At 63.2% G+C, this 13,751-nt stretch carries 10 protein-coding genes and 1 pseudogene; 4 read left to right on the top strand and 7 right to left on the bottom strand.

What is annotated here, in order from left to right; all coding sequences use genetic code 11:
* Positions 1–410 precede the first annotated feature (410 nt).
* A complete protein-coding gene (locus BLL52_RS02195; RefSeq protein WP_139313277.1) occupies positions 411–1,307 on the top strand; it encodes a YihY/virulence factor BrkB family protein in 897 nt (298 codons plus the stop codon).
* On the opposite strand, the gene BLL52_RS02190 is transcribed toward BLL52_RS02195, so the two are convergent.
* Complete coding sequence (locus tag BLL52_RS02190) at positions 1,271–1,627, bottom strand: rhodanese-like domain-containing protein (RefSeq protein WP_083633737.1); 357 nt, start codon at positions 1,625–1,627, stop codon at positions 1,271–1,273. The genes BLL52_RS02195 and BLL52_RS02190 overlap by 37 nt on opposite strands.
* 139 nt (positions 1,628–1,766) lie before the next feature.
* Here BLL52_RS02190 and BLL52_RS02185 point away from each other — a divergent pair, with 139 nt between their 5' ends.
* Positions 1,767–2,858: a PQQ-dependent sugar dehydrogenase gene (locus BLL52_RS02185; RefSeq protein ID WP_241838961.1), complete on the top strand. Its 1,092-nt coding sequence runs from the start codon at positions 1,767–1,769 to the stop codon at positions 2,856–2,858.
* 198 nt (positions 2,859–3,056) lie between these two features.
* On the top strand, positions 3,057–3,356 hold the full coding sequence (locus BLL52_RS02180) for a single-stranded DNA-binding protein (protein ID WP_075585092.1): 300 nt from the start codon (positions 3,057–3,059) through the stop codon (positions 3,354–3,356).
* Between the two features lie 36 nt (positions 3,357–3,392).
* Here the strand turns inward: BLL52_RS02180 and BLL52_RS02175 are convergent, their stop codons facing one another.
* Together BLL52_RS02175 and BLL52_RS02170 are read right to left on the bottom strand one after the other, a co-directional pair.
* Positions 3,393–3,833: a hypothetical protein gene (locus tag BLL52_RS02175; RefSeq protein ID WP_075585202.1), complete on the bottom strand. Its 441-nt coding sequence runs from the start codon at positions 3,831–3,833 to the stop codon at positions 3,393–3,395.
* A gap of 108 nt (positions 3,834–3,941) precedes the next feature.
* Positions 3,942–4,265, bottom strand: a complete 324-nt coding sequence (locus BLL52_RS02170) for a hypothetical protein (RefSeq protein ID WP_075585091.1) — start codon at positions 4,263–4,265, stop codon at positions 3,942–3,944.
* Between the two features lie 298 nt (positions 4,266–4,563).
* Here BLL52_RS02170 and BLL52_RS02165 point away from each other — a divergent pair.
* Positions 4,564–5,034: pseudogene (locus BLL52_RS02165) on the top strand (bactofilin family protein); the annotation flags it as partial.
* Positions 5,035–5,088: 54 nt separating this feature from the next.
* Here BLL52_RS02165 and BLL52_RS02160 read toward each other — a convergent pair.
* The 4 genes from BLL52_RS02160 to BLL52_RS02145 are packed head-to-tail and all read right to left on the bottom strand — an operon-like array spanning position 5,089 to position 13,709.
* Positions 5,089–6,645, bottom strand: a complete 1,557-nt coding sequence (locus BLL52_RS02160; RefSeq protein WP_075585090.1) for a hypothetical protein — start codon at positions 6,643–6,645, stop codon at positions 5,089–5,091.
* 15 nt (positions 6,646–6,660) lie between these two features.
* Positions 6,661–7,386, bottom strand: a complete 726-nt coding sequence (locus tag BLL52_RS02155) for a D-Ala-D-Ala carboxypeptidase family metallohydrolase (RefSeq protein ID WP_083633735.1) — start codon at positions 7,384–7,386, stop codon at positions 6,661–6,663.
* Positions 7,383–12,818 carry a CHAT domain-containing protein gene (locus BLL52_RS02150; protein ID WP_075585089.1) on the bottom strand — a complete coding sequence of 1,812 codons (5,436 nt, stop codon included), beginning with the start codon at positions 12,816–12,818 and terminating at the stop codon, positions 7,383–7,385. Before BLL52_RS02150 ends, BLL52_RS02155 begins: the two co-directional genes overlap by 4 nt.
* Before the next feature lie 57 nt (positions 12,819–12,875).
* Complete coding sequence (locus BLL52_RS02145) at positions 12,876–13,709, bottom strand: caspase family protein (protein WP_075585088.1); 834 nt, start codon at positions 13,707–13,709, stop codon at positions 12,876–12,878.
* Positions 13,710–13,751: the final 42 nt, after the last annotated feature.

Raw genomic sequence — 13,751 nt, 5'->3', positions numbered from 1 at the left:
AGCCAGGTTGAACGACTGTAACGGGTCGGAACCTGCCGACGGGCACTGAAAGCTCGATGACTCTTATGGGTCCAATCACGAACCCGACAACCAAGTTCAAACACCACAGCGTGCCCAGCGCACCTAGGCCAAGCAGCTTTGACACCAGCTCACTCCCGCAGACCTGATTAGCTCAACACAGCATTAATAAAAAACAATAGCGCATAGCCCTTAAATAATAGGGGCTAGAGAGCATTTTCATGCTTACTCCAGCGCGCCAACTCAGCCCGCCATGTGCGCTGGCGTACAGCCAGCATGAGTGCTGGCGGTCAACACTAAGCTGCTTTGCTATTGACCAGAGGTGTTCATGTTCCATTTGTCAGCGCTGCAAGCTGTCCAAGTGCTCCGCTTAAAAACCAGGGTCGCCTGACGTGCCCTGGGACTTGCGCGCCTTTTGGCGGCTTCTGCGGCTCACCGCGCGGTCTTGGCTGGCCGACTATGCGCCCAGCATGGGTGCCGCACTGGCGTACTACACCTTGTTTTCCCTGGCGCCTTTGTTGCTGATCGTCATCTCCGTGGCCGGCCTGGTCTTCGGCGAAGACGCTGCGCGCGGTGAAATTGCGCACCAGCTAAGCGCCTTGATGGGCAATTCTGGCGCCAAAGCTGTGCAAGACCTGCTGGCCAGCGTGGACAAGCCGCTGGAAGGCTCGCTGGCCACCGTGCTGGGCTTGTTAATGCTCTTCGTGGGTGCCACCACCGTGTTTGCCGAACTGCAGGACGCGCTGGACCGCATCTGGCGCGTGGCCGCGCATAACCCCGGCAACGGCTGGTTGGCGCTGGTGCGGGCGCGGCTGCTGTCTTTCGGGATGATTCTGGCCATTGGCTTCCTGCTCATCGTGTCACTGGTGGTCAGTGCCGTGCTGGGGGTCATGGGCAGCTGGCTGCAGCCGGTGTTTGGCGCGTGGGTGGCGCTGGCGGCGCTGGTCAACGCGATTGGCAGCTTTGTGCTGGTGGCGGCCATGTTTGCGCTGATCTACAAGGTGATGCCGCGGGCGCAGGTGCAATGGCGAGATGTCTGGACCGGTGCGGTGTTTACCGCCACGCTGTTCACCTTTGGCAAGTTTCTGATTGGCCTGTACATCGGGCGTAGCGGCGTGATCTCGGGCTTTGGCGCAGCGGGCTCGCTGGTGGTGGTGTTGCTCTGGGTATATTACTCGGCACAAATTTTTCTCATTGGCGCCGAATTCACCTGGGTCTACGCCAACGCCTATGGCTCGCGCAAGCCCAAAGATCAGTTCAAAAGCTTGGTCCAGGCACCGACGTTGTAAACCGTTGGGTAGCCATTTTTCTTCAGCACAAGTTTGGCCATGCCGCTGCGTGAGCCGCTGGCGCAGCACAACACCACCGGGCTGGTCTTGGGAATCTCACCGAGCCGGCTGCTCAGTTCCTGCAGGGGGATATTGATGCTGCCAGGTGCATTGGCCTGGGCAAACTCAGCGGCTGAGCGCACATCGACAAAGGTGGCGCCACTGGCCCTGAGCTCGGGCAGCAGGCCCACAACTTTTTTGGAGTTCCACCACTTGTAGCCCAACCAGAGAACCAGCGCCAGAAAAGGCCAATACTGTTGAAAAAAGCTCGAAATATCCATACAACTCCATGCACAACCGATTTGACAGAGTATCGTTGAACGCCCCAAATCCGCAAGGAAGACGATGAAGCAGTATTTGGCATGGTCTGTATGCGCTATCTCTTGCGCTACCGTTTTCGCACGCCCGGCGAGTGCCCAAGTGCCCCCGACTCCGGCCGCTGCGCAGGCGCCCTCCACGTCTGGTGCCGACCCGCAGCCGGACATCCTCGTCAAAGGGCTGGAGCATCCGTGGGGCCTGACCTTCATCGATGCACAGCGCCTGCTCATCAGCGAGCGACCCGGGCGCTTGCGGGTAGTTACGCTGCAGGGTCAGGTCGGCCCGGCCATCGCGGGCCTACCCCCGATCCACGCCGCAGGCCAGGGTGGTCTGCTGGATGTGCTGGCCGACAGCCAGTTTGCCAGCAACCGAATGATTTACTTTTGTTACACCGAGCCAGCTGCCGAAGGCAATGTTTATTCAACAGCCCTGGCTTGCGCCCAACTGTCTGAAGATGCCAGACGGCTGGACAAGGTCCAGGTTTTGTTCAGCCAGAAACCCAAGGTGTATGGCACGGCACATTTTGGCTGCCGGATCGTCGAAAGCCCTGACGGCAAGCTGTTTCTCACCCTGGGCGATCGGTATCACCGCATGCAGGACGCCCAGACGCTGGACAACCACCTCGGCAAGCTGGTGCGTATTCACAAAGACGGCAGCATTCCCTTGGATAACCCGCTGGTCGCGCAGAAAGGCGCAATGAAAGAAATCTGGAGCTGGGGGCACCGCAATGTGCAGGGGGCGGCCTGGAGTCCCGACGGCGCACTCTGGACGGTAGAGCATGGGCCGCAAGGCGGTGACGAGCTGAACCGGCCACAGTCTGGCAAAAACTACGGCTGGCCAGTCATTACCTACGCAGAGCAATACGGCGGTGGGCCGATTGGCCAAGGCCTCCAGGCCCGTGCAGGCATGGAACAGCCGGTGTACCAGTGGACGCCATCGATGGCACCGTCCGGCATGGCTTTTGTCACCAGTGCGCGCTACGGCCCGGCTTGGCAGGGCAGTTTGCTGGTGGGCGCGTTGAAGTTTCGCTACCTGGCCCGGCTGGAGCTGCAGGGCGGCAAGGTGGTGCGTGAAGAGAAGCTGCTGCAACACCTCAACGAGCGCATACGGGCGGTGCGCCAGGGCCCGGACGGGCTGATCTATCTGCTGACCGACAGTGCCGACGGTATGCTGCTGCGGCTGAAACCGAGATAGCCCTCAGCTAAAAGGGCAACGGCTCCTGCTGATTGTCATCAAATTGCCTTATCGCGATGACCTGGAAGAAGGTACCGGGCACCGCTGCGGCTCGCCATGGTTCACGCCGAGGCATACTTAAACGGATAGAACGTCACGCGGGTACGGGTTACCGCAGGGTTGGTTCAAAGTCATGGGCAAATTTTTGAGGAAAAAAGAATGATTGATGGATTGATCGCTGGCCGCCTGATTGGTGACCCGGAGCAACGCGTGGGCAAAGCCGAGAGCCGGTTTGTGGTGGCCAAGGTGCGTGCGCCCAGTAGTGATGGCGAGAACCTGATGGTCAACGTGATTGCTTTTGACGAGGCAGTTGGCCAGGCCCTGCTGGCGCTGCGCGATGGCGATTCGGTGGCCTTGGCCGGCAGCCTGACGCCCAAGGCTTGGACCGACAAGCAGGGCAATGTCAAACCCGCGCTAGACCTGATCGCCCAGCGGGTGGTCAGCGCCTACCCGGGCTGACAACACGCACCTCGGGGCCTGCGCCCAGGCTTTGCATCACTGCACGGCGGCACGCGCGGCGTCAGCACGGCGTTTGGCCTCATCGGCCTGGCGTTGCAGTTCCTTGGCTTCTTTCTCGGCGGCCAGGGCCTTGGTTTCTTTGGCTTGGGTGTCTTTGTCGGGTGACATACTGCCTGCCAACGCACCCCCGGCCATGGTGCCAACAGCAGCGCCCACCGCCACCGCACCCACGGTACCCAGCATGCTGGGGCTGCGGGCGGCGGGTGCCACGGCTGCTGCCGGGGCCTTGGCAGCGGCCGGTGCAACCGGCGCGACTGGCGGCTTCGGGGCTTTGGTAACGCTGGTGCGCGGCATCGGCTTGACACCCCCAAAAAGCCGTTTGGCATGCGCTAGGGAGGGCACGGCCAGCGAAGCAATGGTCAGCGCCACCACGGCAGTCGCCGCGCGTAAGGAAGAAAAGCGAAATGTAGTGTGCATGATGTTCTCCGTATTTGCGCCATCGTACTGACACACCTAAAAACGGCGCAGAGTAAGGAATTGGGCTGGCGTTTGGGTCTGTGCTTGGGCCGCGCCGGGCGAGTCAAGCTACTGGCCGCTGGCGGTGGGCCGTTCGCGCAGGCAGACTTGGCGGGCTGACGCGCTGGGAAGCAGCTTGCAGCGCCAAGCTGCTTGAGACTGTGCCGCCAGCGCTTGGTGCCGTAAACCACTTTGGTGTACCGCCTGCGTTACCACGGCGTGAAAGATCAGCACCAAACCGATCACCGCCCACACCGCCAGTATCTGCAGCAACAGCGGTGAACGCAGCAGCACCCACAGCCGCTGCCACCGGGGTGCAGACCGGTGGCTGGCCAGAGTCAGATGCTCGGGAGGCTGGTCAGAAAACTTGAATGTGTGTAAGTGGGTGTTCATGACAGGTGTGCTGTGCCGCAAGACAGCGGCCAAAAACAGTCATACGAATATAGACAGGTTTCATGCGCCAGACTGTGCGCTGGACCACGCAGGCCGGGATCCTTCCTGTTACAACACTTGCAAAACCGGTGGCGACTTTTGGGCGTTGGACTTTTAGCATGGGGCTTTTAAGGAATTCACACCCATGGCCATGTCACCTCACTTTTTCAACAAACGCGATGAAGCCACCCACGCCCGCCACGTCGTGCCGCTGCCGCAGGTACCCGGTTACACCGCATCAGGCGGCACATCGGCTTAGAGTTCGGCCAACGGCAACAGTTCGGCCAGCGCCAGTGCTGCATCAACAGCCCAAGACGCAGACGCAGCCGCTGCACAGGCCAAGGCACCGCACCGCGAAGGCGGCAGCAAGCTTACCGTTGGCCCCAACATCAAGCTCAAAGGCGTGGAAATCACCGATTGCGATACGCTGTTTGTCGAGGGGCTGGTCGAAGCCACCATGGATGCGCGGCTGATGGAAATTGCCGAGCCTGGCGCTTTTAAAGGGTCAGCCGAGGTTGACCTAGCCGAGATTCGCGGGCAGTTTGACGGTGATTTGACGGTGCGCGAGAAGCTGGTGATTTATTCAACCGGCTGCGTCAGCGGCAAGATTCGTTACGGCAAGCTGGTGATTGAAGAGGGTGGCCAACTCGGCGGTGACATTCAGTTTGGTGCGCTGCACAGCGCCAAGTCAGCCAGCGCCGACAAGCGGATGCTTGTCGCTGCGGGTTGATGAATTTATAAGGAATCAGCCTCTAGCCCTTATACATAAAGCGCTGGTAGCTATCTAACTTATAGTAAACAACGGCGCCAGCATAGCATCGGTAGCCAACGGTTTGGCCGCTTGCTGGCTGAGCCAGACAAAGCGACCTTCTGGCGCACCCACTGTGGCGGCCTGCGCTGGCGGTAGCTCGGTCTGGTCGTTGACCAGCACCACCACGCGGCGCAGCCCGGGCGCCTGGGTGAGCACCTGCAGCTCGTGCAGGCAGCCCTTGTTCTGCGCGACAAAGTTACGCAGGTCCATCAAAACCACGTCGCTCACCCGCACCAGCGCCATCAGCGCCTGCTGCCAGGTGGTGTCGTGGCAATAGCATTCGTTGACACGGTGGCGGCCATCTACATCGGCGCGCCATTCAAATTCAGCCAGGCGGCGCGGCACATCTGCCGGGGCCTGGATGAAGCGTTCACCCAGACGCCGGTCGATGAAGGTGAAGATGTCATCAGCGTCAATGGTGCGCTCCAGCAGGTCGGTGCCAGCGATCAAGACCGTGTTGCCGGTCAGGCGCCAGCGCTCAATCACCCGGTCAAACAGGTCTTGCACATTGGCATCCTGTTGAAACACGCGCAGCACCAGCAGCGTGGGTGGCCGGGCCGACGCAGCGGTTGTGCGTTGGCGCTGCATCACTGCCGCAGCCATCGGAATCCATAGCAGTGGCACAAAGCACACCAAGGCTCCCCAGCCCATGCTGCTTATCGCCATGAGCGTCGGGCTGATCAGGGCAATGGTCCACACCGCCGTGAAAAGGTAAAACAGTTCGGACACCTGCTGCCGGCGATACGCCCGTGCAAGCTGCCGGCCGAGCCAGCGCGCGGGCCACCAGGCCAGCAGCCACGGCAGCAGGGCAAACAACACAAAGGCCCAAGTGGCACCCATCCAGCGGGCCAGCCACTGGACAATCGGGCTGTTGGCCTCGATCAGCGCGGCGAGCAAGTCCACACCCAGTTGCGATGACGCGCTCAGCAGCACAAACAGCGGTGCCAGCCACGGCCCCACTGCGCGGGCAGCGCCCCCCAGGCACAACACAGTCACCAGCAGCAGCGGCAGGCCCACGTCAAACGCCATCCACTTCACGATCATCAGCAGCGTGATGGACTCGTTGGTGCGCCAGCTCAGCAGCAGCACCGCCAGCACAAACCAACCCAGCATCGCCCCGACAAAGCGCCAGCGCGACCAGCGGCCCAACACAGCCAGCACCGGCAACACCGGCCAGGCGTAGGCCGCGCCCAGCGTGGCAACGGTTTTGAAGCTGATGGGTGCATCGGCGATCCACTGCGTGATGAGCGTGCGGGTGAGCGCAATCACCAGCGTCAACCCCATAAAAATGATCAACAGCTGGCGATAGGCCCGCTGGTTATCCGCCAGCGTCAACCGCGCGGGAGGTCGCGGCTGGGGGCGCTCGGGGGCGTTGCTGGCTGCGCTTGACGCATCGACCGTCGCCGCTGTAAGGGTTGCGCGCATCAGCCGCTTCATGCTGGCGCGGTAACGCCAAGCCACCACCTGTGCACTGATCACCGCCAGCAAGGTGGCGATGATCAGCAGCGTGAGAATCTTGCCAGAAGCCAAAGCGCGCGCGAGCTGTCAGGCCATGGCCTGCAGGCCGGTCACATACACCAGCCTGCCGCTGGCATCGGGCACATAACTCAGGCACTGGCGCCGGTTGCTGCCCTGTCCTGGCGCCTTCAAAGAGATGTGCACCCAGCCTGAGTTAGGCCCGACGCGCGGGTCGTAACACTCGCAGATGATCTGATCAAAGTCGTCCAGGTGGTCACGCGCCCAGGCGGCCAACGCCAGCGTGGGCATGCCGACGATCTCAATGTCACATGCCTCACCCGTGGCATGCTGGCTGGTGCTGACCCAGGTGGAGGGCTTGTTTTTCAGGACGCGCTCCAGCGCCTGGCTGCGATAGACACTGTTGGGCGTGAACGCTTTAAACGCATCACGCACCGCCTGCAAAACGTGGCGCGCCAGATGGATCGCTGAGCGCAGGTGCTGCTCGCTGTCAAATCCGTTGGCGATACCCCGACGCGAGGCCAAGTCAGACTGGGTGAGTTCATAGGCGCGGAAATTTGGCGCAATCAGGGTGCGTGGTGCAAGCTGCGCTAAGTTAATCTGCTCCAGCGGTGTCTGGCTCAGGTCTGGCTCGCCGCGGGCCAGCGTTGCGGGGCCTGCCAAGGCGCGCTCGGCAGGCGCTGCGCGTTTGCGACGAAACACTCGCGGGGCTGGTTCTGGCGTCTGGGTTATTGCGGTGGCTTCAGCTGCTACCGGGGCAGCGACGGATAGCCGGGCCTTGCGTCGTGTGCTCATGACAGACTCTCCTGCAGTTGCTCAAGAATGCCGATCGTGAGCTTGTCGCGCGGTGCCCAGAGTGTGCGCAGAAAGTCCAGGTTGTCGACCAGGGCAGACTTTTCGCGCGGGCTGCTGGCGCGACCAATGGCGGCGCGGTAGGCGGCCAGCACCGGGGCGGCGGCCTCACCGGCCGAGACTTTGGCACGCGTTCGTGGTGGGGCCGTGCTTTGCAGCAGCAGGTGGCTCAGGCTCAGGTCGGCCAGGCTGGTGGTGTCCCAGAAGTTGGGGTCGTCTTGCAGGCGGCGGTTGAGCGCCACCTGCATGTCGGCCATCTGGTGCTGCAGGTCGGCCATGTCGAGCGTGAGCTCAGTGCCTTGGTGCCCGGTCAGCAGTGTGGCGGCCAGCCAGTTGCAAAAGGGATAGGCGTCGCGCTGGCGCTGCATGGCCAGGCGGTAATGCTCGGCCATATTCGTCAGGGCCTCCAGCCGCTTGTCTACTTGGGACTCCACCAGCGCCAGGCGTTTGTAGGCGCTGCCCAGCAGGTTCAGGCGCTCCACGGTGGGGGCGCGGCGGCAGAGCACGTCCAGGTCCAACAGGGCGGCTTCAATCAGGTCTCTGGCCTGTAGCCGCGCCGACTCACGCTTGGCCGCGCTCTGGCGGTGGGTGGCACGCCACTCCTCCAGCGCCAGGCGCACCCGGAAATTGGCGTGCTGCTCCAGCGCCCGCACCGAGCATTCGCCGCGCTCGGCGGTGATCGCCTTGTTCAGCCACATCACCGCCTGGCCGAACTCCCGCAACTCGCCCCACGCCATGCCCAGCGCGGCACACACGTCGGCTTGCGCCAGCCAGCGTTCGCTCTGCGCCTTGGGTACCCGCTCCCGCAGGAGGCCGTTAATACGCTCGGCACCGTCCTCGGTGTCGCCCCCGCCGCGCCAGTCGGCACACAGGTTGTCCAGCTCCACCACCAATTCATACGGTGTGCCGAAGTCCGGCAAGCGCTGCTGCATCACAATGCCGTCGCGGTGGAAGCGGAAGTCCGGGTCGCCATAACACTGGTAAGCACCCCAGGTGTTGACATCGGGGTAACGCGTCCAGATATCCTCACGCGCCAGACGGACCGCGTCACCGAAAGCTCGTCCGGCGAGCATGGCCCGGTAGAACGAGGCGGCAAACTCTTGGCCGGCGCGGTCGTCCACCGCCCAGCCCGCAGCGATCACCGCACGCACGCCCATGCAGATGAGTTCTTCACCCAGATTCGCGGCCAACCCAAGGCGGTCCAGCGGGCGGGCGCCGTCCACCCGGCCCAGGTGACAGCAGTTCACAAACACCAACTCGGGCACATAACGCAATTGCGCCAGGTCGCCCGGTGTCAAAAAGGCGTCGCCCCCAATCACCATTCCCGAGATCGGTTTGCAGTCCAGGGCCTTGGGCCGCTGGTACAGGTGTACGCCATGCCCGGCCAGGTGCACGATGCGCCAGCTGTTTTTGTGCAAGGCTTCCATGATCGGGGTGCTGGTCTGGTCGATGCAGTCCAGCACCTCGTAGCCGCTGTTGCTCAGCTGCTCGGCCACCTGGCGCGCTTCTTCGCGGGCACCCGGCAGGTCGGCAAATTCGGTTGCGCCGCTCAGATCTGGGTTGCCGATCACCAGCGCGGTGGTGTTCAGGCCGTGCACCGGGCGCTGACGGAATTCGTTTGTGCGGAACTGACGCACAAAACCGGCGGCCACGGCAGGTGGACGCTCGCCGGTGGCCCAGCGGTTTTCCAGTAGTTCCCAGGGGTAAGGGGCGGTTTTGGCATCCACCATCACCACCATATTGCCCTGCTGGGCGCTGAGCTCGCGCAGGCGCAGCGGTAGCAGCATCTCAAACAGGGTTTTGGAGGCTTCGGAGTTTTGCCCGGTGCTCTGGCTGGCAATCTGCATAAAACTCTGTGCCAGCGCCAGCTGTCCGGTGGCCAGGGTTTCTTCGGCCCGTGCCTGGTCGGTGGGGAAAGTAAAACGCAGGTGACCGCCTTCTTCAATGATCTCCAAGCGCTGGTACCACTCTTGTGGCTGGTCAAAACGCACCCGCCGACGCCCACCCTGACCCGGCTCGACGGCCTGGGCATCCCAGCGCAGCGTGTCGGCCAGCGCGTCTCTCTGCACGATGCGCCCTAGCGCCTCGGCGGCGGCAATGGCAACGTCTTCAAAAACCTCCAGAAACTCGATGCGGTCAATCAACACGCGGCTGTCCAGCCCCTGAGCAGCCAAGCGCCGATTGGCACACACCGCCGCGCGCAGCATGGCCTCCAGCGAGTCGTCCAGTGGCAGGCCACCGCCGCTGGTGCCCACCAGCAGGCAGGTCACCGCCGCCGAGCGTGGTCGGCCGATTTCGCCGAAGCGGCTGTCGGGCCAGTGCAAAACATCCAGGGCGAAGCGCAGCAGGGCGATCCGCACCGACTCTTCCAGCAGCCCAGGGCTCAAGGCGCCAATTTGCCCTAGGCCCACTACCACGGCACCGGCGGGCTTGCCACTGGCGGTTTCGTTCAAAATGACCGTGTTGCTGCCCAGCGGGCCGGGGTAAACGCCCAGGTCCAGCCGCCGGGTCAGCGCACCGCCCAGATGCCGGTCCAGTACCGCTTCGGCACTGACCACCGCGAAACCTTCGTAGTGGCCCACCATCACCGGGTGGCGCGCGTAAGCCAGGTTGCCGTGGCGAATGCTGATCTGAATCGGCGGCATGGCCTGCTCGGTGGCCTCCTCACTGAGGGGGCCACTGCCCGAGAAGCCAAAGCTGCCAATGTCAGCCGCCGCCGGAATGCCGTCTACCGGCGGGGTGTCGGGCAGCACAAAGCGCTCTTCACCACCCAGCGCACGGGCGCTGGCAGGTGGCGTGCTGGGCAACAGCGCCGTCTGCCCGTTGACCAGCAAATCCAGGTAGCCAGGGAAGGCCTTGGTCTGGGCGCACAGCGCGTCGTGGGCGGTGTTTTCGGCATACCAGGTGGGCACGCCAGGCAGGCGGCCTGAGCGCCAGCTGACCGTGCCGTCGCCCTCGCGGGTGGCAATGAACTGCAGGCGCTTCTGGTCTGGCCGCCACCATGCGTTGCCGCTGGTGAGCTGGTAGTCGATCACCGTGGCGTTCTGGCATCCTGCCACATAGACCATGCAACGGGGGTCGGGGGCGGCTGCGCGCAGCAGCTTCCAAGTGGTAGCCGCTTCTTGCAGCGGGGCCGCCTGTGCGGTTTCCCAGCGAGCGCAGACGGCCTGGCGCAAGCTTTCCCAGCGGCTGGTGTCGGCAAAGTCGGGGTCTTCCGGTGCGAACGGCAGCAGCTCCAGCAGGCCGGGGTAGCGCGCCACCAGGCCGATGATCTGGTCGGTGCTTTGGGTGATGTCCAGCAGCGATAGCTTGGTTTGTGTCGGGTTGAAGCCGGTGAGCCAACGCACAGCTTCATAGGAGCCCAGGTTGGGTGTGCCCAGCATTAGAAAGCGTGCACCATTGAGGCGGGTGATGCGCTGCCACATGGCGCTTCCTTTGCCGCCATCGGCCATCATCGAGCGCACCACCAGGGCGCCCATCGAATGCGCCACCACGCGCAGCGGCTGCCCAGTGTGCTCGGCCTGTGCCACCAGGGGCTCCAGCGTCACAGCTAGACGGTCTGCCGCTTGGCGCACCGAGTAACGCCAGTCATAGGGGAACAGCTCCACCTGATGGCTACGCGCCAGAAACTCCACCAGCGGGCCATAGAACTGATCGACCAGGCCCACCGGGGAGATGCCCGGGTGGTCCATGGCCAGGCGCTTGAGCCCGCCTTTGAGCAGTGCCCAATAATCCAGCCAGACGGTGTCGTCATCGGCGCGCAACTGGCTGCCCATGGTGCCGGGCAACATCACAACGATTGGGCGTGGCTTGTTGCCCTCACGGCTGCGGGCTGCAGCGGCCTGGCAACGTGGCGCAGCCGCTGGCGGCACGGACAGCGGCAGAAAACCGGCGTTATCAGCAACGTCGCGGCTCAAGGCCGCGCCGAGCCAGCGCACGCTGACCTCGTTGGTGAAATAACGGAAATGGTTGACCTTGGGGCCTTGGTCCTGACGCAGGCGCGCTCCGCCGAGCGCGCGCGTCAGGCCACCGCTCATCGAGCCGGTATCCACCACCAGGTCATGTTCGTCTTTGTAAAACCAGTCGGTGGCCAGCACTTTGAGCGTGTTCCACAGGCCGTCACCGGCTTGGATGTCCCCGGCGATCACGCTCAGGTCGGCGCAGGTCACCAGCTCTGGGGTACTGTTGAGCAAGCGCGTGAGTGCCGAGCCGGGCATCATCGCCTCGACGCCGGGCAGGGTGCGCGGGTCGGTGCGCTCTTTCACTACCGCCAGCAAAAAGTCCAGGCTGTCGCCAAACAGACCAAAACCCGTGGCGGCATTCACCAGGTAGTCCAACACCGACAGCCAGCGGTCCAGCCGCCCGGAAGCCAGCGTGGTGCCGCGTGCCGGGCAGGCGACGCGCACAAATCGGGTGATACGCAACTGCTTCTGCGCCAGCAGAGCCACCAGCTCCAGCAAGCGCTGGCGGTCGGCGTCGTAGGCCGCGTCGCGGGCTTTGGCGTCATCGTCTGCGAGCGGCGCCAGCCCCAGTTGGGGCGCCAGGGTGCGATCAGCGGCAAACAGGATTTGCACCTTGTTGGCGGTCAACACCTCAGCCAGATTCAGGCAGCCTGACAGCGCCAGCACCTCACCCACCAGGCCGCCGCGTGAATGGCTCACCAGGTGCAATTCGGCACCAGCGGGCAGCCGTTTTGCCAGCGCCAGCGCGTTGGCGATGGGGCTCTCGGACAGGGTGCGGTGTTGCAGCGCCAACACTCGGTTGCCATAAGTGGGGGCGAGTGCCTGGCGCAGGCGCAAACCCTCGGTGTTGCCGGGCTCCCAGAGCTTGCCAAAACCGCCCTCGGTGCTGCTGGCCGTGCCATGCAAAAACACCAGCGTCGGGCCTTGGTTGACGGGCAGAACCTCCGCATCGGCCACCGCGCTCAGCGCCAGGTTGCCGACCAAATCGAGCCGATACAAGCCTGGAGGGTGATCGCCAAGCAGCTTTTCTTCGAGCTTGATGCCCAGTTTGCCGGCTGATTTTTCGGCCAGCTCAACGCCAAAGAACTCCAGTACCCGAATGGCCAGCCCAAGGATGCCGCGCTCACCACCGCTGGCGCTGCGCGGCGCCAACCGCGAAAACTCCCAGGCGGCACCCGCATCGCGGCTGGGCAAGGCACCATATTCATGAGCGAGGTCATCGACCCGGCTCCAGAGCACAAAGCCGTTGTCCAGCTCAACACGCACCACACTGCTGCCCGCCACCTTGATCTCGTCACCCGCGCCATCACGCGCGGCGCCGGGTATGAGTCGGTAGGTGGGATTGATGCCACCCACAACGCGTGGCCGGGCGTCTGCCAGCGTGCCGCGAATCTTGTAGATCTGTTCTGCCATGGGGACCTCCTGGCTAACGAGTGACAGCCTGCGCCGCAGCGGTGCAGGCGTTGGAAATCAGGCGAAAACGATGCCTTTGCGGGCAGTGTCGCTGCCCACAATCTGCGGTGATTGTGGGTAGCTGGCCGACGGCAGATACTTGACGAAGGCCTTGTGCCAGTCGGCGTAGGTGGCCTCGGGTTTCAAGGTTTTGAGCGCTTTGAGCGCGTAGTAGGTGAAAGCCCCGTTGTAGCGGCCATTGATACGCGCGTCGTAGCTGAAGTTGTTGGTGCCTTCTTTGCAGCCTGATAGCAGCGGATCGCCAAGCTGGCGCGAATACGCAGCCAGCAGCGGTGACCCGCCCAGCGGTGCGACGACGGTAGCCGACAACTTGCCAACGCGGTTTTTCGGCAGTAGCTTGTCAGGCAGCCAGTTGCCCATGGGCATGAAACGCGGTCGGGTGTCAGAGTCTGGTTCGGCTGCGGCAGCGCGGGTGACGGTGCCAGAGTGGCAACTGTCGGCAATCAGCACGATGCGAACCCCGCCTTTGCGGTTGGCAAACAGGGTTTTGATCTCGTCGTCGGTCAGCGCGGCACCGTTGGTTTGTAAATCGTAGGGGCACAGCGCTTCGTCCAGGCCATCTGCCTCATCGCCGTCGGTGTCGGGCTGGTAGGTGCCGTGGCCAGAGAAGGTGATGACCAGGCTGTCGTTTTTGACCGCCTTGCTGATCAGGTTGCCCATAGCGGTCATCATGGCGGCTTTGGTGGCCTGGTCGTTTAGCAGGGTAATGGCGGCAAACCCGCGACCGACCAGGGCTGCTGCCCAGTCACTGGCATCGTTCACGCAGCCCTGCAAGTCCATGTGGGTGCCGGGGTAGTTGTTGATGCCGATGCAAAGTGCCTTTTTGGCCATAACGACTCTCCTATGGGGAACGTTGAAAAAAGGGTGACGTAT

Source organism: Rhodoferax antarcticus ANT.BR, assembly GCF_001938565.1.
Taxonomy (GTDB): Bacteria; Pseudomonadota; Gammaproteobacteria; order Burkholderiales; family Burkholderiaceae_C; genus Rhodoferax; species Rhodoferax antarcticus.
Note: the sequence above shows the minus strand (reverse complement) of the source record. Positions and strands in the feature narration are given on the sequence as shown.

What these genes read in the sequence shown, in the direction of transcription:
- BLL52_RS02190 (WP_083633737.1), bottom strand. Translation starts at nt 1,627, where the DNA reads ATGGATATTTCGAGCTTTTTTCAACAGTATTGGCCTTTTCTGGCGCTG.
- BLL52_RS02180 (WP_075585092.1), top strand. Translation starts at nt 3,057, where the DNA reads ATGATTGATGGATTGATCGCTGGCCGCCTGATTGGTGACCCGGAGCAA.
- BLL52_RS02175 (WP_075585202.1), bottom strand. Translation starts at nt 3,833, where the DNA reads ATGCACACTACATTTCGCTTTTCTTCCTTACGCGCGGCGACTGCCGTG.
- BLL52_RS02170 (WP_075585091.1), bottom strand. Translation starts at nt 4,265, where the DNA reads ATGAACACCCACTTACACACATTCAAGTTTTCTGACCAGCCTCCCGAG.
- BLL52_RS02155 (WP_083633735.1), bottom strand. Translation starts at nt 7,386, where the DNA reads ATGAGCACACGACGCAAGGCCCGGCTATCCGTCGCTGCCCCGGTAGCA.
- BLL52_RS02150 (WP_075585089.1), bottom strand. Translation starts at nt 12,818, where the DNA reads ATGGCAGAACAGATCTACAAGATTCGCGGCACGCTGGCAGACGCCCGG.
- BLL52_RS02145 (WP_075585088.1), bottom strand. Translation starts at nt 13,709, where the DNA reads ATGGCCAAAAAGGCACTTTGCATCGGCATCAACAACTACCCCGGCACC.